Genomic DNA, 19,625 nt, shown 5'->3' with positions numbered 1-19,625 from the left:
TCGAACGCTAACACCCAGGACAGTTTGGCAAGAACCCCAAGAAACAAAAAAGCCCCGTCGCATGGACGGGGCTTTCCCAGCAGTCGCGCAATTAAGCCGCAACGACGCTCACGTAACGGCGGTTGAACGCGCCTTTTACTTCAAACTTGATCACGCCTTCGATTTTCGCGAAGAGGGTGTGATCTTTACCCATGCCAACGCCGTAACCGGCGTGGAACTGGGTGCCGCGCTGACGCACGATGATGTTGCCTGCTTTGATAGCCTGGCCGCCATACATCTTCACGCCAAGTCGTTTGGCTTCTGAGTCGCGACCGTTGCGGGTACTACCGCCAGCTTTTTTGTGTGCCATGAGTTCAATACTCCTATAAAGGGATCAGACCGAAACGAATCAGGCCTGGATACCGGTGATTTTGATCTCGGTGTACCACTGACGGTGGCCCTGGCGCTTCATGTGATGCTTACGACGACGGAACTTGATGATGGTGACCTTGTCGTGACGGCCTTGAGCAACCACTTCAGCCACAACTTTGGCACCGTCAACAACCGGAGCGCCGATTTTTACGTCGTCGCCATTGCCGACCAGCAGAACACGGTCAAAAGTCACAGCTGCGCCAGTGGCCAGCTCGAGTTTTTCGACCTTGAGGAATTCGCCTTCGGTGACTTTGTATTGCTTGCCACCAGTAACAATTACTGCGTACATGGTAAATCTCCGTTAATCCTGCTCACCCAGCGCTTTATAGGAATAAGTGTCGGCTGGCATGGCTGCTTGGGGCCGGAAGGACACCCTTGCAATTGCGTAAGGCAGGGAAATACCCAGGGGGAAGTTCAGGGTGCGCGATTGTACGCAAGCCGCCCGCACGACGCAAGACCCAGGCACTCACGCCCAGCCACTCGCCTTGACAGCCCCTACCCTGCCCCCTAGCATGCCGCGCAACCCATGAGTAGCAGGTGCAAGCGATGCAACCCCAGGCTTTCTACCGCGTGGTGGCGGATGACTTTACCGCCGTCGACGGCATCATCCGCGCCCAACTGGTGTCGCGCGTACCGCTGGTAGAGAAGATCGGCGACTATATTATCTCCGCTGGCGGCAAACGCCTGCGTCCGCTACTGGTTCTGCTCAGCGGCAAGGCCCTGGGCATTGAAGGCGACAACCTGCGCCTGCTCGCCGCTACCATCGAATTTCTGCACACCGCCACTTTGCTGCACGACGACGTGGTCGACATGTCCGACATGCGCCGCGGCCGCAGCACCGCGAACGCCCAGTGGGGCAATGCGCCGAGCGTACTGGTCGGCGACTTCCTTTATTCGCGCTCCTTCGAAATGATGGTCGAACTCGGCTCCATGCCGGTGATGAAGATCCTCTCCAAGGCAACGCGCGTGATTGCCGAAGGTGAAGTGCTGCAGCTGTCGAAGATCCGCGACGCCAGCACCACCGAAGAAACCTATATGGAAGTCATCCGCGGCAAGACCGCGATGCTCTTCGAGGCGTCAACCCATAGCGCAGCGGCACTGGCCGGTGCCAGCACCGAACAGAGCGAAGCCCTGCGCACCTTTGGTGATCATCTTGGCGTGGCCTTCCAACTGGTCGACGACCTGCTCGACTACAAGGGCGATGCCAGCACCCTGGGCAAGAACGTCGGTGACGACCTGGCCGAAGGCAAACCGACTCTGCCACTGATCTACACCATGCGCGAAGGCACGCCCGAACAGGCCGCACTGGTACGCCAGGCGATCCAGAAAGGCGGCATTGAGGATCTGGAGAGCATCCGCAACGCCGTGGAGGCTGCCGGCGCACTGGACTACACCGCTCAACAGGCACGCGATTACGCCGAGCGCGCCATCGCCTGCCTGGATGCATTGCCCGCCAGCGAATACCGCGACGCCCTGATCGAACTCAGCCGCTTTGCCGTAGCCCGCACGCACTAAAGCCGCCTGAGCAAACAAAAGCCCGCCCATATGGCGGGCTTTTTATTGCCCACGATCCGCTACAACCCCACCGCACGACAAAAGGCAGCGATTAAGTCTTGCTATAAATACAATAAGAATTATTCTCATCTAACCACTTGAAGGGAGATGAGTCATGACCTATCTGATCGATGCCTGGCTGGACCGCCCGCACCCTTACCTGCGCATCCTCAACCGCAACACCGGCGAAGTCTGTGCTCTGCTCAAGGAAGACGCCTTGGATGAGCTGCGCGACCAGGGCGATCTGGATCTGCACGAGCTGAATTCCAGCGAGCCGCTGGTGCTCAAGGAGCTGGTGCGCAATCTGTTTCTCTACTGCTACGCCCGGGCCTTGCGCCCCTGACTATCTGCGCTTAAACGCATCGCGGGCATGGCCGGCTTCTACTGGAGCGTAGGAGCAGGGCATGCCCGCGAAGGTGAAGCGACTAAACGTTAGAGAACGTCCAGCAGCTCCACGTCGAATACCAGCACGCTGTGCGGCGGGATGCTGCCCACGCCTTGTGCGCCGTAGGCCAGCTCGCTCGGCACGTACAGGCGCCATTTGCTGCCAGCGTTCATCAGTTGCAGGGCTTCGGTCCAGCCGGCGATCACGCCGCCCACCGGAAACTCAGCCGGCTCACCGCGCTCGTAGGAGCTGTCGAATACGCTGCCGTCGATCAGAGTGCCGTGGTAATGGGTACGCACGGTGTCTTCACGGGAAGGCTTGGCGCCGCTGCCTGCGGTCAGCACTTCGTATTGCAGACCGGACGCCAGTACGGTGATGCCATCACGCTTGGCGTTCTCAGCCAGGAATGCCAGGCCAGCACCTGCAGCGGCTTCAGCCTTGGCAGCGGCTTCGGCTTGCATGATGTCGCGGATAACTTTGAAGCTGGCCGACAGTTCGGCTTCGCTGACGCGGCTTGCCTGGCCGTTGAAGGCGTCAGTCAGGCCGGCCAGAATCGCGTCCAGGTTCACGCCCGGCGGCGGGTTGTCGCGCAGCTGACCACCCAGCTGACGGCCAATGCCGTAGCTGACGCGAGTTTCGTCAGTCGAGAGATTGAGTTCGGACATAGCACGGCTCCGCTAGGGGCTAAAAAAGGTCGGCCAGCCTAGCACAAACAACCTGCCCGCCCTACCCGCCTGCTGCACCCTGACGATGACGTCGACAACGCTCGGAGCAGTACTTCACCTCATCCCAGCAGCGCGCCCATTTCTTGCGCCAAGTGAAAGGCAGCCCGCACACCGCGCAAGTCTTGATCGGCAATTCGGCCTTCTTCACAGCGCCTCACCGGCATCCAGCCGCGCCAGCAACTGCTCACCGCGCGCCCACAAGCCCTGCTGCTTGGCGTCGCTCATCTTGTCCAGGCCGCGATAGATCATGCCCAAGCGGTGGTTACCTGACAGCTGCTGGCGATGCCGCATGAGGAAATGCCAATACAGCGCATTAAACGGGCAGGCCTGCTCACCCACGCTTTCCGTGACCTTATAAGCGCAGTCGCCACAGTAATTGGACATGCGCTTGATGTACTGACCACTGGCGCAATAGGGTTTGGAGCCCAGGTAGCCGCCATCGGCATGCATGACCATGCCCAGGGTGTTGGGCAGCTCGACCCAGTCGAAGGCGTCCATATACACCGCCAGGTACCAGTCGCAGACCTGGCTGGGCTGGATACCGGCCAGCAGGGCGAAGTTGCCGGTGACCATCAGCCGCTGGATATGGTGGGCATAGGCATGCTCCAGGGTCTGGCCGATGGCCTGGCTCATGCACTTCATCCGCGTTTTTCCGGTCCAGTAGAACTCCGGCAACGGCCGCGTGTTGCCGAAGGCGTTGCGCTCGGCGTACTCCGGCATGTGCATCCAGTAGATGCCACGCACGTATTCGCGCCAGCCGATCAACTGGCGGATAAAACCCTCGGCAGCGTTAAGCGGCACCTGTCCGCGCCAGTAGGCGGCCTCGACATCCGCACACAGCCGGCGCACATCCAGCAGGCCGATATTCAGCGCCGCGCTGATCCGCGCATGGAACAGAAACGGCTCACCGACGGCCATGGCGTCCTGATAGTCACCAAAAGCCGGCAGGGCAAAATCGAGAAAGTGCTGCCACAGCGCCTCGGCTTCGGCGTGGGTTACCGGGTAATCGAAAGCTGCCAGGCTGCCGTAGTGATGACTGAAGCGCTCGGCCACCAGCACCAATACTTCCTGAGTGATGCCATCCGCCGGAAAGCGCACGGTCATCGGTGCCTTGATCTGCTTGGGCAGCGCCTTGCGGTTTTCCGCATCGAAGTTCCACGCCCCGCCCACCGGGGTGCTGTCGCCATTGAGCAGCAAACCGGTCTTGCGACGCATCTCGCGGTAGAAGAACTCCATGCGCAACTGCTTGCGCCCCTCGGCCCAGCACGCGAACTCGCCCCGGCCGCAGATAAAGCGGCTGTCTGCATGCCAGGTGATCGGCAGACCGCAAGACTGCAGCGCCTGCTCCAGCCGCCATTCGCCGCACTCGGTGATATGCACCTCAGCCACGTGCAACTGCGCCGCCCAGCGCCGCAACTCACCCGGCAGCGAGCCGCTGTTCTGCGCATCGTTCAGCGTCACGTAATGCACCCGCCAGCCGCGCTCACGCAGAGCCTCGGCAAAATGGCGCATGGCACTGAAGATCAGCGCGATCTTCTGCGGATGATGTGGCACATAGTCGGTCTCTGCCGCCACCTCGGCGAGCAGCACGGCGTCCTGCTGCGAATCCAGGGCCTGCAGACTGGGCAGGTCGAATGACAGCTGATCACCCAGGATCAGGGCGAGCCGGCGAATGGTCATAACACAACAACCTCGGTGTGTGGGTAGCGCCGCAGATGGCTGAGCACAATGTGATAGGCATCCAGGCTGAATGCCTGGGGCGGTTGCTGACGGGCGGCATCGATCAAGGCCGGATCATCGACAGTGGCCAGGTAGCGCCACTGATCCAGCACATGCCACTGCGCGAAACCATGCTCAGGGTCGCGCTCAACCAGCGCCACCGCGCCCGGCCAAGGCCAGGCCGTCACGCGCAATTGCTCGCACGCCGCCAGCAGCCGTGCGTCATGCTCGGCACGCGGTTCCTGTCCGCAGCACGCGCCCTTACAGCCGCCCAGTTGCGTGGCAAAACAGGCTCCGGCACCTGCCTCCAGACCGAGCAGCCGCAAGCACAGCTGATGCTGGCGCGCCTGGTTGCGCAACCAGCTCTGAGCCTGCCGTCGCGAGCGGAACAGGCCAACACTGTCGCAGACCTGTGCACTTGCATCCACGTCCTGCAAGGTAACTCGCCACCCCTGCTCAGCATGCTCAAGCCCCCAGCTCAGCAACTCCCGCTGGCGCCGCAACTGGCGGTTGTACAGCGGCAACAGGCGCTTGACCTCCGCAGCCTCGAGCAACAGCGCACCTAGCTCACCCGCCGTGGGCTGCACGCGAATGTCGCGGATCTGCTGAGCCACTTGCAGGCTTCGGCGACTGTGGTGGTCATTCTGGAAGTGCGACTGCACGCGCTGGCGCAGGTTGCGGCTTTTGCCGATATACAGCAGCGCCTGATTCTCGCCATAGAAGTAATACACCCCCGGGCGCGTCGGCAGCGCCTGCAAACGCTCGGCGCTTAAATAGCGCGGCACTGCTGCCTTGCGCAGCTGCCGGCCAATCTGCCGCTGCAAAGAATCCGCAGGCACCTGCTCGAGCAGACACGTGAGCAACAGCCAGATGGCTTCAGCATCCGGTAGCGCCCGGTGACGAAAGAAGCGGCTGATCTGCTGGGCCTCACACAGCGCATCCAGACCATACTCCGGCAAATCCGGCCAGGCGGCGCGGGCCAACTGCAAGGTGCACAGCTGCCGGTAACGCACCGACTGACCCGCCACAGCAAATGCACGTCGCAGAAAGGCATGGGCAATACGCAGGTTGTGCCCGACCACCACTCGCCCTTCCAGCACGCTGGCCAATTCGCTGGCGATCTCGCGAAAGGTCGGCTGTGCGTCCAGTTCGGCCGGCAGCACGCCGCAAAGCCGCGAGACGCTGGCTGGCAGCGCACAATCGGGCCTCAACAACCAGGCATGTCGCGCGACAACCGCGCCCGCCTCAATCTGCAGCACGGCAATTTCCCAAATGCAGTCCTTGATGGGGTGCAGACCGGTGACCTGTACATCAATCACGGCAAGCGGGCGCGCAAACAGCGGAGTTGAGGGACTCAAGGCATTACCAGGACGAGTTGAAGGAAATCGGCACGCGCAAGGTGTCCTGGGTGCCGTCCTGCATACCGCACATCTCGTCATGCACCACCGCATGCACCAGGTGGAAGGGAACGCGCGGCAGATCCTGCAGCAGGTCGCGGGCATGCTCGACCGAACGCAGGTGCAGGGTCTTGCCATGGCCATCGCTGAGCGGGTGGGCACGGCCATCCATATGCGCCTCCAACAGGTAGATGCCACCTTCGATGGAGATCAGGTTGAGGGCGTCGATATGCCCGGCATGGGCGTGCAGCGACAGATCTTGCAGGTTCATGGCATGTCCTCGGGCGAGCAAAGTTATACAAAAATCTATACAAATACAATTTTTGTACAATCAAGCAAAAGCACAAGGCACAAAGCAAACCGCCCGTCCGTTTTGCAACGGCCGGGCGGCGGGTCACGCAGGCAGTCGATCAGTGATCGTGCTTGGTCAGCTTGTCCAGGTAGCCCATGGCGAAGGCCGACAGCACGAAGGCCATGTGAATGATCACGTACCACATCAGTTTGCTGTCATCGATGTTCTGCGCATTCATGAAGACCTTGAGCAGGTGGATCGAGGAAATCGCCACGATGGACGCTGCCACTTTCATCTTCAGCGAACTGGAGTCCATCTTGCCCAGCCAGCTGAGTTTTTCGGTGCCCTCTTTGATATCCAGCTGCGACACGAAGTTCTCGTAGCCAGAGATCATCACCATCACCAGCAGGCCGCCCACCAGCGCCATGTCGATCAGCGACAGCAGCACCAGAATCAGATCGGCCTCAGCCATGGCAAACACGTTCGGCAGGATATGGAAGACTTCCTGGAAGAACTTCAACGCCAGCGCCAGCAGAGCCAGCGACAGACCGAAATAGATGGGAGCCAGCAACCAGCGGGAGGCGTACATGGCGTTCTCGATAAAGCGTTCCATAAGGGCTCACTCAGGGGTTCAAAACTGCCGGCGAGTATACCCAGCGCACCGGGCCAGACAAGCCTGGCGTAAGCGCAGTAAAGGCGCTGCCGGGTTATCCCCGAGAACTGTGGATAACCTTGTGCATGGGGTCAGGATTAATTGCGCCAAGCCAGCCCGACAAAGGCTTTTCGGCGATTGGTCAAATACGCGCCAGGTCGCAGCTCAGGTTTCCGGGCGGAACTGGCAATCGCTCAGCGCATGCCCACGCTCGGCATTCAACCGACGCAGCTCGGCCTGGATATGCAAACGCCAGATGGGCATATCGGTACAGGGCTCATAACCCATGCCGCAGAGGTTTTCAGCGATTTCAGCGAGGATATCTTCTGCCGCGAAAGCCCCGTGGAATGGGCCTTGCGCCTTCATGGCAGAAGGCTGCGCACCGGACATACCCGCCGCGCAGATCAGCGTCCAGAGACCATTATTGCCGGCCAGTGGCAGCACCACGCACTCGATTCGGGTATCCAGGCCCAGGCAGTGCCGGGTGAGGTTGAGGTGACGCGACATGGCGACGACCCTCTCGGGAGCAGGGTTTCAGCCTACACCCGGGCACACGCCCCTGGGAAGCCAGCAGTTATCCCCGCAAGCTGTGGATAACTGTGTGGATGAAGTGAGGAAAAGGCGGGCAGAGCCAGTCGCCCCGCCCACCCAGCCCATTCGTTCAGTGACTGATCAGCCACCGGACGAATGGTGCGTACCTGCAGGTCATTCCGCCGCTGGCTTTTTCGCCCGTGGCTTCTTCTCCTTGGCGGCCACCGGCTCGGCCTTTTTCGGCTCTTCCTTATCGTCCTCTTCCATGCCCATGGCGGCGATATCGCGCAGACGCTCAACCACCCGCGCATTGACGCTACCGGCCGGGAATTGCCCCTGCTCATTGGGCGAGCCGGCATCTTCACCGACCAGCAGGCTCAGCGCCTCATCGACCTGACGCACCGCATAGATATGGAACTGCCCGGCACGCACCGCCTGCAGCACCCGCTCATCGAGCATCAGGGTGGTGACATTGGAGTGCGGGATGATCGCGCCCTGTTCACCGGTCAGGCCACGTGCCTCGCAGAGGCGGAAGAAGCCTTCGATTTTCTCGTTGACCCCGCCGACTGCCTGCACCTCACCGAACTGGTTGATCGAGCCGGTAATGGCGAAGCACTGCTTGAGTGGCGTGCGCGACAACGCCGAGATCAGCGTGCACACCTCACCCAGCGAGGCGCTGTCACCGTCGACATAGCCGTAAGACTGCTCCAGGGCGATGCTCGCGGAGATTTCCAGAGGGAATTCCTGGGCATAACGGCTGCCCAGGTAACCGGTAAGGATCATCACGCCCTTGGAGTGGATCGGCTGGCCGAGATTCACCTCGCGTTCGATGTCGACGATGCCGCTGCCGCCCGGATAGACCGTGGCAGAAATTCGCGCCGGCACACCGAAGGCCGAGTCGCCAACTTCCAGCACGGTCAAACCGTTGCACTTGCCCACAGCGGCGCCGGCGGTATCAATGAGGATGATCCCGGCCAGCATGTCGTCGATGATCCGCGCCGACACACGCCCGGTGCGGGTGGCCTTGGCCTTGAGTGCGCGCTCGATATGCCCGGCGTCGGTCACTTCATCGCCCGCCAGGCTGCGGATAAAGTCCGCTTCACTGACCAGCTGGAACAGATCACCAATCCGCGCCGACAAGCGCCCCTGGTGCTCGGCAAGGCGCGCGCTGTAGGTCGCGACCCGCGCCACCGCCGCCGCCGTCAGCGGCGCCATGCCCTCTTCCGAGGTACGGGTTTTCATCAGCTGGGCAAACTGCTCCAGGCTGTCGTCGGCCAGCGGGATGTCTTCATCGAAGTCGACCAGCACGCGGAACATCTCCTGGAAGTCCGGGTCGAGGTCCTGCAGCGTGTAATACAGCTGACGCGAGCCGATGATCACCACCTTGAGGTGCAGCGGAATCATCTGCGGGGTCAGGGTCACGGTGGCGATGCGGCCGAGGTCACCCAGCGGCGACTCCATTTTCAGCTGGCGCGACTGCAGGGCACGCTTGAGCGCATCCCAGACAAACGGCTCACCGAGCATCTTCTCAGCTTCGAGAATCAGAAAACCACCGTTGGCGCGGTGCAGCGCACCGGGGCGTAGCTGGCGGTAACTGGTGTAGAGCGCGCCCTGGTCGGTGTTGTATTCGATGCGGCCAAATAGGTTGTCGTAGGTCGGGTGCGGCTCGAACACCACCGGCGCACCGCCCTGAGCGTGATGGCCGACCACCAGGCTCGGGCAGTACTGCTCTTCGAGCAGCTTGCGGGTTTGTGCATCGGCTTTTTCCACTTCAACCAGTTGATCGACCACGGTCTTCAGCAGATTGACCTGCACCGCTTGCAGGTACGCGCAGACGCCGGCGTTCTCGGCGTACTTTTCCGACAACGGTGCCAGCAGCGGTTGCAGGGCGATGGTGATGGTTTCTTCGTTGAGCTGACGCAGCAGGTTGCTCGATTCGCGCTTCCACTGCGGCAAGCTGGCCAGCTCCTCGTTGAGACGCTCTTCCAGGGTGGCGATGTCGGCGTGGAAACGCTCGCGCTCGGCTTCCGGCAGCTGGGCGAACTCGGCCTCATCCAGCGCCTTGCCTTCAAGCATCGGGGTGAAGGCAATGTTGCTGCTGTCGCGGTACAGGGCCACGCTTTTTTCCAGCGACAGCCGCTCGATCACATCCAGCGCCTGGTCGTAGCGCTTGTTGAAGGCGCGGTCGATGGCGTTCTTCTTCTGCTGGAACGAAGGGTGCTCGAACACTGCTGGGAAGGTCGCCAGCAGGTTGTCGATCAGGCCGTTGATATCGGCCATAAACTCGCTGGCAGTGCCAGACGGCAGCTCCAGTGCACGCGGCTCGCGCGGCTCATCAAAATGATTGACGTAAACCCGGTCTGCCGGGGTTTCCAGGCGTTTGGCTTCTGCTTTGAGGTAGCGTTTGACGAAAGAGAAGCGGCCGGTACCAGGCTCGCCCATGACAAACACGTTGTAACCGGGACGCGGCATCGCCACGCCAAACTGCAGCGCCTCGACGGCGCGTTCCTGGCCCAATACGCCACGGAAGGGTTCCAGATCTGCGGTGCTGCTGAAGTTGAACTGCTCGGGGGCAAAGGGGCGGGTCAGGGCTTCGGGGGACAAACGTAAAGCGGCAAGGTTGGGCTTGGGCATGATGAATCCTTACATCGGGCGGCTCTAGCCGCAAAGATGCCCTGATTCTGGGCCAGCGCCACGGCCGCGATCAAGGATTGATTCAGCACAAAAGCCTGGACGCAACGGTGGTGTACCCTGCGCGCTAGAACCTGTGTCACGGATAAACCGCCATGCCTACTCAGCAGCACCTGCACTTGCCCGTCCTGCATGTGGCGCGGCATGACTTCGCCGCCCTGTCGCACCGCCTCAGCGTGCGCGAAGCACTGGAGGATATCCGCCAGCAAGGCTTGGGCGAGCGCATCATCTATTTCTATGTGGTCGACGACCAGCAGGTGCTACTCGGTGTATTGCCCAGCCGTCGCCTGCTGACCGCGCCACTGGATACGCGCCTGAACGAGCTGATGGACACCGCCGTGGTCAGCCTGCGAGACGACGCCAGCATCCTCCAGGCCTGCCAGCTGCTGACCCAACACAAGTACCTGGCGCTGCCCGTGGTGGATGCCCAGCAGCGCATCTGCGGCCTGGTCGACATCGCCCTGCTGCATGACGAGAGCTATGACCTACGCCAACGCGATCAGGCCGATGCGCTGTTTGAAACCCTGGGTTTTCATATGGCGCAACTGGGCAGCGCATCGCCGCTGCGCGCCTTTCACCTGCGCGTACCGTGGCTGATGGCAACCATTGCCAGCGGCACCTTGTGCGCCATTCTCGCCAGTTTCTATGAACTGACCCTGGCCAACAGCCTGGTGCTGGCCTTTTTTCTCACTCTGGTACTGGGTTTGGGCGAAAGCGTGAGCATCCAGTCGATGTCGCTGACTATCCAGGCCCTGCGCAGCGTAAGACCGACTTTGCACGGGTATGCGCACAACCTGCGCCAGGAGCTGAGCACCGCCCTTCTGCTCGGCAGCGCCTGCGGCAGTGTGGTTGCGCTGATCGTCTGGCTGTGGCGCGGCGAAGCCTTTGCCGGATTGGTCATCGGCAGCAGCATCGTGCTTTCACTGTGCGCCGCCAGCCTGATCGGCCTGAGCATTCCCACCCTGCTGCACGCCCTGAAACTGGACCCGAAGATTGCCGCCGGCCCGGTGACGCTGGCTCTGGCCGACCTCTGCACCCTGCTGTTCTATTTCAGCCTGGCCACCTGGCTGCTGTAATGCCAAACAAAAACGGAGCCTTGCGGCTCCGTTCCTGTTGACGACCTGGCTTACTGAGCCAGCTTCTTGTAGCGCACGCGGTGCGGCTGCGCGGCAGCATCACCCAGGCGTTTTTTGCGGTCGGCTTCGTACTCGGTGTAGTTACCCTCGAAGAACTCGATATGCGAGTCATCTTCATACGCCAGGATGTGGGTCGCCACGCGGTCCAGGAACCAGCGATCGTGAGAGATCACAATGGCGGCGCCAGGGAAGTCGAGCAGTGCCTCTTCCAGCGAACGCAGGGTTTCCACGTCGAGGTCGTTGGACGGTTCGTCCAGCAGCAGCACGTTGGCGCCCTCTTTCAGGGTCAGGGCCAGGTGCAGCCGGCCACGCTCACCACCAGAGAGGTCCTTGACGAACTTCTGCTGGTCCGCGCCCTTGAAGTTGAAGCGACCGACGTAACCACGCGACGGCATCTCGTAGTTGCCGACCTTGATCATGTCGAAGCCATCGGACACGGCTTCCCACACGGTCTTGCCACCGTCGAGGTCGTCGCGGCTCTGATCCACGCAAGCCATCTGCACGGTGTCGCCGATCTCGATGCTGCCGGAGTCCGGCTGCTCTTTGCCCATCAGCATGCGGAACAGGGTCGACTTACCGGCACCGTTACCGCCGATCACGCCGACGATGGCACCTTTGGGCATGCTGAACGACAGGTTGTCGATCAGCATGCGGTCGCCGTAACCCTTACTGACGTTAACGAAGTCGATGACCTTGTCGCCCAGACGCGGGCCGACCGGGATATAGATCTCGTTGGTTTCGCTGCGCTTCTGGAATTCCTGCGACTGCATTTCCTCGAAGCGCTGCAAGCGCGCCTTGGACTTGGACTGGCGGGCTTTCGCGCCTTTGCGCACCCACTCCAGTTCTTCCTTCATGGCCTTTTCATGGGCCGACTGCTGCTTGGATTCCTGGGCCAGACGCTCCGATTTGGCTTCCAGCCAGCCGGAGTAGTTGCCCTCATAAGGGATGCCCGCACCGCGGTCGAGTTCAAGAATCCAGCCGGCGACGTTATCCAGGAAGTAACGGTCGTGGGTAATCGCCACGACGGTGCCCTGGAAGTCGTGCAGGAAGTGCTCCAGCCAGGCTACCGAATCAGCGTCCAGGTGGTTGGTGGGTTCGTCCAGCAGCAGCATGTCCGGGGCCGACAGCAGCAGACGGCAAAGCGCGACACGGCGCTTCTCACCACCGGAGAGGTGCTCGACCTTGGCATCCCAGGCCGGCAGGCGCAGGGCGTCGGCGGCGACTTCCAGCTGACGCTCGAGATTGTGGCCGTCGCTGGTCTGCAGGATGGCTTCCAGCTTGGCCTGCTCGGCGGCCAGCTTGTCGAAGTCGGCATCCGGCTCGGCGTAGGCGGCGTACACCTCGTCCAGACGCGCCTGGGCGTCCTTGATCTGGCTGACTGCCTCCTCCACCACTTCACGCACGGTCTTGCTCGGGTCGAGCTGCGGCTCCTGCGGCAGGTAACCGACATTCAGCCCCGGCATCGGCCGCGCTTCACCGTCGAACTCGGTGTCGACGCCCGCCATGATTTTCAGCAGAGTGGATTTACCCGAGCCGTTGAGGCCGAGCACGCCAATCTTGGCGCCCGGGAAGAACGACAGGGAGATGTTCTTGAGGATTTCCCGCTTCGGCGGCACAACTTTGCCGAGCCGATGCATGGTGTAAACGTATTGAGCCATGGTGACCTTGGTTCTGGGTTGAAACGAAAGAGAGCCGCCAACAAATGCGTGCATGCTGGCTAAAGCTGCACGGCGGGGCGGAGCCGCCAGACGATGCCAACGCAGGCGTGTAGCCTCGGGCTTTGCACAGTCGCGCGCGCGTGCGGCAAAGCTACCGGAATGCGCGAGACAGGGCAAACAACGCTCGTCGGCAGCGCTGGCACTTTGCCACGGTTATGGCATGCTAGCCGCCCCCTGCCTGCCGCTCCGAGCGCGCACCACCCAGGGACTCGCCGAAAGCCCCCAGCCCCAGGATGCACCTCTTTGCCAACAGTCACGCCCACACCTCCACCGCGTACACCTGGCGCTCCGCCGGCTGAGGCGATGCGTGGGCCGACCCGTGGCGCGCTGGTGGTTCTGGTGCTGTGCATGCTGGTGTTACTGCTCTGGCAACTGCGTCAGGAGTCCCAGCAACTGCTCGACAACCAGCGCCAGCTGGGCCTGGCCTACAGCTCGCAACTGGCCAACCACCTGAGCCTGAACATGGACCTCAAGGCCAGCGCTGGCCAGGCCCTGCTGCAAGGCCATGTGCTGCCACCAAGCAGCCCTGACGAGCTGGAGGAGCTGCTGCAAACTCTGCGCGGCGTGTTCCCGACCCTGCGCAGCCTGGCCTGGCTGAATGCCCGTGGCGAAGTGATCGCCGACAGCCATGCGCCGACCGAAGACCGCCTGTACCTGGATGAGCTGGTGCAGCGTGGTCGTGGTGAAAGCTTCTTCTATACCTTCAGTGCCAACGACAAGGGCCGCATCTACCTGCTGTTGCGACACAACCCCGACAGCCCGGCCAGCGGTTTCTGGGTGCTGCGCCTGACCAATCGCGCCCTGAGCAGCTGGCTACATGAGCACCACCAGAGCCCGCACCAGTGGCTGCTGGAAGATCGCAACGTGCAGCGGGTGATTGCCAGCAATGTCTCGCCGGCCACCGACAGCGCCGCCGTAGCGCCACCAGTGACCGCAGAGAACCTTGACCAGAGCATGTTGGAAACCCCGCTCAAGGGCAGCGACTGGCAGCTGCGCGCGCTGTTCAACGAACGCAAGGTACGCGCCCAGCAACTGCCGCAACAGGCCAGCAAACTGCTGCTGTTCATTCTCTGCGCCAGCCTGACGCTGCTCGCGCTGTATCGCTTGCTGCATGAACAGCGCACCCTGCACGCGCTCAACACCGCCTCACGGCGTTCGTTGCAACAGGCTGCCAGCGTGCTCGGGGCGATCGAGGAGCGCGTACTGGTCACCGACAGCAAAGGCCAGTTGCAGTACCTCAACCCGCAAGCCGAGGCGATGTTCGGCCTGCGCAGCGAGGAAGCTCAGCACTGGCACCTGCTCAAGCTGTTGCCGCGCCTCGACCCACTGCTGCTGCATGACACTGCACTGCACAACGACCTTGGTCCCGACCTGGTGGAGATCCAACAGGACGGTCGCACCCACCTGTTCGATATCAGCCGCAGCGACTTCAATGAAGACAGCCGACGCGCCGGCTTTGTCTGGGTGCTACGCGATGTCACCGAAGAACAGCACGCTTCCCACGTGCTGCAGGAAACCCGTCGACGTTACCAGGATATTTTCGACGGCACCGGCACCGCCCTTTGCGTGCTCGACCTCACCGAATTGCACCATTATCTGCAACAGCATCAGCTGCACAGCCCGGCGCAATTGCAGCACTGGCTAGACAGCGAGCCACAGCGACACACGGAGCTGTGCCAGCGCCTGCGCCTCACCGAGACCAACCAGGTGGCCCTGCAACTGCTCGGTGTGGAGACTAACCAGCAGGCGTGGCAGCACCTGTTCAACAGCGGCCCGCTGCGCCCGGATGGTTTCCGCATGCAGTTGCTCAACGCCTTGATCAACGGCAGCGGCCAGCTGGAAATGGAGCGACAGATCCGCACCCCGCAGGGCCATGAGCGCCACCTGTGGCTGCTGCTGCGCCTGCCAGACAGCGTCGATGACCTGCAAGCGGTCACCCTGAGCATCAGTGACATCACCAACCGCAAGCGCATCGAAACCTCGCTGATCGAGCGCGAGCGCTTCTGGTCTGATGTGGTCAAGGCCGTGCCGGACACTATCTATGTGCACGACATGTGCAGCAAGCGGGTGATGTACAGCAACAACCACCTCGGCCCGCAACTGGGTTACAGCAAGGCCGAGATTCATCAGCTCGGCGATCGCCTGTGGGAAAAGATCCTGCACCCCGATGACGTCGAGCTGTACCAGCGCATGCGCAATATCCAGCAGGTGGTCGGCAACGGCCTGCTGATGCAGTTCGAGCTGCGCTGGCGACACCGCGACGGCAGCTGGCACTGGTTCGATATCCGCGAACAGGCCCTGGCCCGCGATGAACACGGCCGGGTCAGCCGACTGATCGGCGTGGCCAAGGACATCACCGAGCAGATCACCCACAGCGAATCGCTGCGCACCAGTGAGCAGCGCTATCGCCTGCTGGCGGAAAGCATCAGCGACGTGATCTTCTCAACCGACAGTCACCTGCAACTCAACTACGTCAGCCCGTCGGTCAAACCGGTGCTCGGCTATGACAGCGAATGGGCGCTGACCAACGGCTTCCAGAGCCTGGCCACCAACCCGCGCCAGCTGATTGGCTTCTACGCCCTGCTCGACCGCGTGCGCAACGCCCTGGGCGACCCACAGCGCCTGGCTGAACTGCGCGCGCAGTTCCTGCCGCAGCTGTTCGTCTTCGATGCGCTGCGCGCCGACGGCCAGAAAATCCCGGTGGAACTGCGCCTGGTGCCAATGTGGGATGACAGCGGGCGCTTCGAGGGCCTGCTCGGCGTGGGCCGCGACATCAGCCTGCAACGCCGCGCAGAAAAAGACCTGCGCATGGCCGCCACGGTATTCGAACACTCCACGGCGGCGATTCTGGTCACCGACCCGGCCGGTTATATCGTTCAGGTCAACAACGCGTTCAGCCGGGTCAGCGGCTACAGCTCGCAGCAGATTCTCGATCAACTGCCCAGCGTGCTGACGGCAGACACTCAACAGGCCAGCCACCTGGCCTATGTGATCAAACAGCTCAACCAGCAGGGTAGCTGGGAGGGTGAGGTGTGGCTCAAGCGCAAGAGCGGCGAGAAATTCCCGGCCTGGGTCGGCATCACAGCGGTCCGGGATGATGAAGGCGACCTGGTCAGCTACGTGTGTTTCTTCAGCGATATCAGCGAGCGCAAGGCCAGCGAACAGCGCATCCATCGCCTGGCCTATTACGACGCCCTGACTCAGCTGCCCAACCGCACACTGTTCCAGGACCGCCTGCACAGCGCGCTGCAGCACGGCGAACGGCACCAGGAATGGGTGGTGCTGATGTTCCTTGACCTCGACCGTTTCAAGCCGATCAACGACTCCCTCGGCCACGCCGCCGGCGACCGCATGCTCAAGGATGTGGCCGTGCGCCTGAGCGCCTGCGTGGACAGCGACGACACTGTGGCGCGCATGGGCGGCGACGAATTCACCCTGCTGCTGCACTCCCAGCCCCAGCGTGACAGCGCCATGACCCGCGCCATCCATGTCGGCGAGCAGATTCTCGCCAGCCTGGCGCAGCCGTTTATCCTCGAAGGCCGCGAGTTCTTCGTCACTGCCAGTATCGGTATCGCCCTCAGCCCGCAGGACGGCAACGAGCTGAGCCAGCTGATGAAGAACGCCGACACGGCGATGTACCACGCCAAGGAACGCGGCAAGAACAACTTCCAGTTCTACCAGGCCGACATGAACGCCAGCGCCTTGCAGCGTCTGGAACTGGAAAGCGACCTGCGCCACGCCCTCGAACAGGGCGAGTTCCGCCTGTATTACCAGCCGCAGTTCTCCAGTGATGGCAAACGCCTGACCGGTGCCGAAGCGCTGCTGCGTTGGCAGCACCCGCAGCGCGGCCTGGTGCCACCGAGCGAATTCATTCCGGTGCTGGAAGAACTCGGTCTGGTGGTGCAGGTCGGTGACTGGGTGCTGCGCGAGGCCTGCCGTCAGCTGGCCGAATGGCATCAGGCGAAAATCCGTGTGCCGAAGATTTCCGTCAACCTCTCAGCCCGGCAGTTTGCTGAAGGCGACCTCAATCAGCGCATCGCCGAGATCCTCCAGCACAGCGCAATCCCTGCCGGCTGCCTGGAACTGGAGCTGACCGAAAGTATCCTGATGGAAGACGTGGCCAATGCCATGCAGACCCTGACCAGCCTGAAGAAGCTCGGGGTGTTTATCGCCATCGACGACTTCGGCACCGGTTACAGCTCACTGAACTACCTCAAGCAGTTCCCCATCGACGTGCTGAAGATCGACCGCAGCTTCGTCGACGGCCTGCCCCACGGCGAACAGGACGGGCAGATTGCCCGGGCGATCATCGCCATGGCCCACAGCCTCAACCTCACAGTGATCGCGGAAGGCGTGGAAACCCTGGCCCAGCTGGACTTCCTGCGCGGCCACGACTGCGACGAGGTGCAGGGCTTCCTGCTCGGTCGCCCCATGCCGGCCCACCAGTTCACCGCACTGTTTACCGGCACCGCGCTGTTTATGCTGAGCTGACAACACGCCTGGATGAGCCCCACTTGTCCGCCAGATGATCAAGCTTCATATGCCTGATCGCGCCGTATGGGTTAGAATTCGCCCCCTCTTTCTACCGCCCAGCTGATTTTTCTCAGGGGAATGCCATGTTCAGCCGTGATTTGACTCTTGCCCGTTATGACGCCGAATTGTTTGCCGCGATGGAGCAAGAAGCCCAACGCCAGGAACATCACATCGAGCTGATCGCCTCGGAAAACTACACCAGCCCAGCGGTGATGGAAGCCCAGGGTTCGGTGCTGACCAACAAGTACGCCGAAGGCTACCCAGGCAAGCGTTACTACGGCGGTTGCGAATACGTCGATATCGTTGAGCAACTGGCCATCGACCGCGCCAAGGAGCTGTTCGGCGCCGACTACGCCAACGTCCAGCCGCACTCCGGCAGCCAGGCTAACGCAGCGGTGTACATGGCCCTGCTGGAAGCCGGCGACACCGTACTGGGCATGAGCCTGGCCCATGGCGGCCACCTGACCCACGGCGCAAGCGTCAGCTTCTCCGGCAAGATCTACAACGCCGTGCAGTACGGCATCACCGATGCTGGTCTGATCGACTACGACGAAGTCGAGCGCCTGGCTGTTGAGCACAAGCCGAAGATGATCATCGCCGGCTTCAGCGCCTACTCGCAGGTGCTGGACTTCCCACGCTTCCGCGCCATCGCCGACAAGGTCGGTGCTTACCTGTTCGTCGACATGGCCCACGTGGCCGGTCTGGTCGCTGCTGGCGTATACCCGAACCCGGTGCCGTTCGCCGACGTGGTCACCACCACCACGCACAAAACCCTGCGCGGCCCGCGCGGCGGCCTGATCCTCGCCCGTGCCAACGAAGCACTGGAGAAGAAATTCAACTCCGCAGTTTTCCCAGGCGGCCAAGGCGGCCCGCTGGAGCACGTGATCGCCGCCAAGGCCGTGTGCTTCAAGGAAGCCCTGCAGCCTGAGTTCAAGGCCTACCAGCAGCAAGTGATCAAGAACGCCCAGGCCATGGCCAGCGTGTTTATCGAAAACGGCTACGACGTGGTTTCCGGCGGCACCGAGAACCACCTGTTCCTGCTTAGCCTGATCAAGCAGGACATCACCGGTAAAGACGCTGACGCCGCCCTGGGCCGCGCGTTCATCACCGTGAACAAGAACAGCGTACCGAACGACCCACGTTCGCCGTTCGTCACCTCCGGCCTGCGGATCGGCACCCCAGCCGTGACCACCCGCGGCTTCAAGGAAGACGAGTGCCGTGCACTGGCTGGCTGGATCTGCGAAATCCTCGCCAACCTGGGCGACGAAGCGGTCGAAGCGCGCGTACGTGAGCAGGTTAAAGCGGTTTGCGCCAAGTTCCCGGTTTACGGCAACTAAGCATTACCCGCACGGAAAAGCCCGCCTCTTGGCGGGCTTTTTTATACCTGCCGCGCAGGCCTCAATACAGATAAAACCAAGCCATTGGCGACGGCCTTGGCTATAGTGGATAAAACCTCGCAGGAGTTTCTTTGCATGAGCGAAACAGCCAATGAGCGTCGGCGCTTTCAACGCATCGCTTTCGACGCACCGACCGAGATAGTGCAAGGCGAGCGACGCTGGACAGTTGAGCTGCATGACGTCTCCCTCAAAGGCCTGCTGATCAAGCGCCCCGCCGCCTGGAACGGCGACCCCAACCAACCGTTCGAAGCCAATCTCCAGCTGGCTGACGACACTCGCGTGCGCATGGAAGTGGTGCTGACCCGCACCCAGGATGACCTGCTCGGGTTTGTCTGCCGGCATATCGACCTGGACTCGATCAGCCACCTGCGCCGGCTGGTGGAACTCAACCTCGGCGATGACAGCCTGCTGGAACGCGAACTCGCCGCCCTCGGCGAAGACGAATAAAAAAGGAGGCCTCGGCCTCCTTTTTTCATACTTGCGG

17 protein-coding genes are annotated in these 19,625 nt (G+C 61.9%); 6 read left to right on the top strand and 11 right to left on the bottom strand.

Features of this window, described 5'->3' with window-relative positions; genetic code table 11:
• Positions 1-91 precede the first annotated feature (91 nt).
• Both rpmA and rplU read right to left on the bottom strand, forming a co-directional pair.
• Positions 92-349 (bottom strand): 50S ribosomal protein L27, encoded by a 258-nt coding sequence (gene rpmA, locus IOD17_RS03135; RefSeq protein WP_085584170.1) that lies wholly within the window; start codon positions 347-349, stop codon positions 92-94.
• A gap of 39 nt (positions 350-388) precedes the next feature.
• The gene (rplU, locus tag IOD17_RS03130; protein ID WP_160013129.1) at positions 389-700 is read right to left on the bottom strand and encodes a 50S ribosomal protein L21; all 312 of its coding nucleotides are present in this window, start codon (positions 698-700) and stop codon (positions 389-391) included.
• 257 nt (positions 701-957) lie between these two features.
• Between rplU and IOD17_RS03125 the strand changes: the two genes are divergently transcribed.
• Together IOD17_RS03125 and IOD17_RS03120 are read left to right on the top strand one after the other, a co-directional pair.
• Entirely contained in the window at positions 958-1,926 is a 969-nt protein-coding gene (locus tag IOD17_RS03125; RefSeq protein WP_233683645.1) for a polyprenyl synthetase family protein, read from the top strand.
• Positions 1,927-2,080: 154 nt separating this feature from the next.
• Positions 2,081-2,308 carry a hypothetical protein gene (locus IOD17_RS03120; protein WP_233683644.1) on the top strand — a complete coding sequence of 76 codons (228 nt, stop codon included), beginning with the start codon at positions 2,081-2,083 and terminating at the stop codon, positions 2,306-2,308.
• An 89-nt stretch (positions 2,309-2,397) separates the two neighbouring features.
• Here the strand turns inward: IOD17_RS03120 and IOD17_RS03115 are convergent, their stop codons facing one another.
• The 8 genes from IOD17_RS03115 to IOD17_RS03080 all read right to left on the bottom strand — a co-directional run bounded on the left by IOD17_RS03115 (position 2,398) and on the right by IOD17_RS03080 (position 10,300).
• On the bottom strand, positions 2,398-3,015 hold the full coding sequence (locus IOD17_RS03115) for an FKBP-type peptidyl-prolyl cis-trans isomerase (protein ID WP_233683643.1): 618 nt from the start codon (positions 3,013-3,015) through the stop codon (positions 2,398-2,400).
• Between the two features lie 61 nt (positions 3,016-3,076).
• The gene (locus tag IOD17_RS03110; RefSeq protein ID WP_233683642.1) at positions 3,077-3,223 is read right to left on the bottom strand and encodes a DUF2256 domain-containing protein; all 147 of its coding nucleotides are present in this window, start codon (positions 3,221-3,223) and stop codon (positions 3,077-3,079) included.
• On the bottom strand, positions 3,220-4,755 hold the full coding sequence (locus IOD17_RS03105; RefSeq protein ID WP_233683641.1) for a cryptochrome/photolyase family protein: 1,536 nt from the start codon (positions 4,753-4,755) through the stop codon (positions 3,220-3,222). The genes IOD17_RS03110 and IOD17_RS03105 overlap by 4 nt, the downstream gene beginning before the upstream one ends.
• Positions 4,752-6,152, bottom strand: a complete 1,401-nt coding sequence (locus IOD17_RS03100) for a 3'-5' exonuclease family protein (RefSeq protein ID WP_233683640.1) — start codon at positions 6,150-6,152, stop codon at positions 4,752-4,754. Before IOD17_RS03100 ends, IOD17_RS03105 begins: the two co-directional genes overlap by 4 nt.
• Positions 6,153-6,156: 4 nt before the next feature.
• Positions 6,157-6,462 carry a DUF6482 family protein gene (locus IOD17_RS03095; protein WP_233683639.1) on the bottom strand — a complete coding sequence of 102 codons (306 nt, stop codon included), beginning with the start codon at positions 6,460-6,462 and terminating at the stop codon, positions 6,157-6,159.
• Positions 6,463-6,601: 139 nt separating this feature from the next.
• Positions 6,602-7,096, bottom strand: coding sequence for a TIGR00645 family protein (locus tag IOD17_RS03090; protein ID WP_233683638.1), 495 nt, complete (start codon positions 7,094-7,096; stop codon positions 6,602-6,604).
• Between the two features lie 204 nt (positions 7,097-7,300).
• Positions 7,301-7,642 (bottom strand): hypothetical protein, encoded by a 342-nt coding sequence (locus tag IOD17_RS03085; protein ID WP_233683637.1) that lies wholly within the window; start codon positions 7,640-7,642, stop codon positions 7,301-7,303.
• Between the two features lie 198 nt (positions 7,643-7,840).
• Positions 7,841-10,300 (bottom strand): Lon protease family protein, encoded by a 2,460-nt coding sequence (locus IOD17_RS03080; protein ID WP_233683636.1) that lies wholly within the window; start codon positions 10,298-10,300, stop codon positions 7,841-7,843.
• Positions 10,301-10,452: 152 nt separating this feature from the next.
• Here IOD17_RS03080 and IOD17_RS03075 point away from each other — a divergent pair, with 152 nt between their 5' ends.
• Positions 10,453-11,433: a magnesium transporter gene (locus IOD17_RS03075; protein WP_233683635.1), complete on the top strand. Its 981-nt coding sequence runs from the start codon at positions 10,453-10,455 to the stop codon at positions 11,431-11,433.
• A 50-nt stretch (positions 11,434-11,483) separates the two neighbouring features.
• Here IOD17_RS03075 and ettA read toward each other — a convergent pair whose 3' ends face one another.
• On the bottom strand, positions 11,484-13,151 hold the full coding sequence (ettA, locus tag IOD17_RS03070) for an energy-dependent translational throttle protein EttA (protein ID WP_233683634.1): 1,668 nt from the start codon (positions 13,149-13,151) through the stop codon (positions 11,484-11,486).
• 363 nt (positions 13,152-13,514) lie between these two features.
• Between ettA and IOD17_RS03065 the strand changes: the two genes are divergently transcribed.
• The 3 genes from IOD17_RS03065 (at position 13,515) to IOD17_RS03055 (ending at position 19,588) form a co-directional block, all read left to right on the top strand.
• A complete protein-coding gene (locus IOD17_RS03065; RefSeq protein ID WP_233683633.1) occupies positions 13,515-17,702 on the top strand; it encodes an EAL domain-containing protein in 4,188 nt (1,395 codons plus the stop codon).
• Positions 17,703-17,827: 125 nt separating this feature from the next.
• Positions 17,828-19,081, top strand: a complete 1,254-nt coding sequence (gene glyA / locus IOD17_RS03060) for a serine hydroxymethyltransferase (RefSeq protein ID WP_233683632.1) — start codon at positions 17,828-17,830, stop codon at positions 19,079-19,081.
• A gap of 135 nt (positions 19,082-19,216) precedes the next feature.
• Positions 19,217-19,588: a PilZ domain-containing protein gene (locus IOD17_RS03055; RefSeq protein WP_233683631.1), complete on the top strand. Its 372-nt coding sequence runs from the start codon at positions 19,217-19,219 to the stop codon at positions 19,586-19,588.
• The last annotated feature ends 37 nt before the right edge of the window (positions 19,589-19,625 follow it).

Source organism: Pseudomonas anguilliseptica, assembly GCF_021375795.1.
GTDB lineage: Bacteria > Pseudomonadota > Gammaproteobacteria > Pseudomonadales > Pseudomonadaceae > Aquipseudomonas > Aquipseudomonas anguilliseptica_A.
This window is presented reverse-complemented; position numbering and strand designations above follow the sequence as displayed.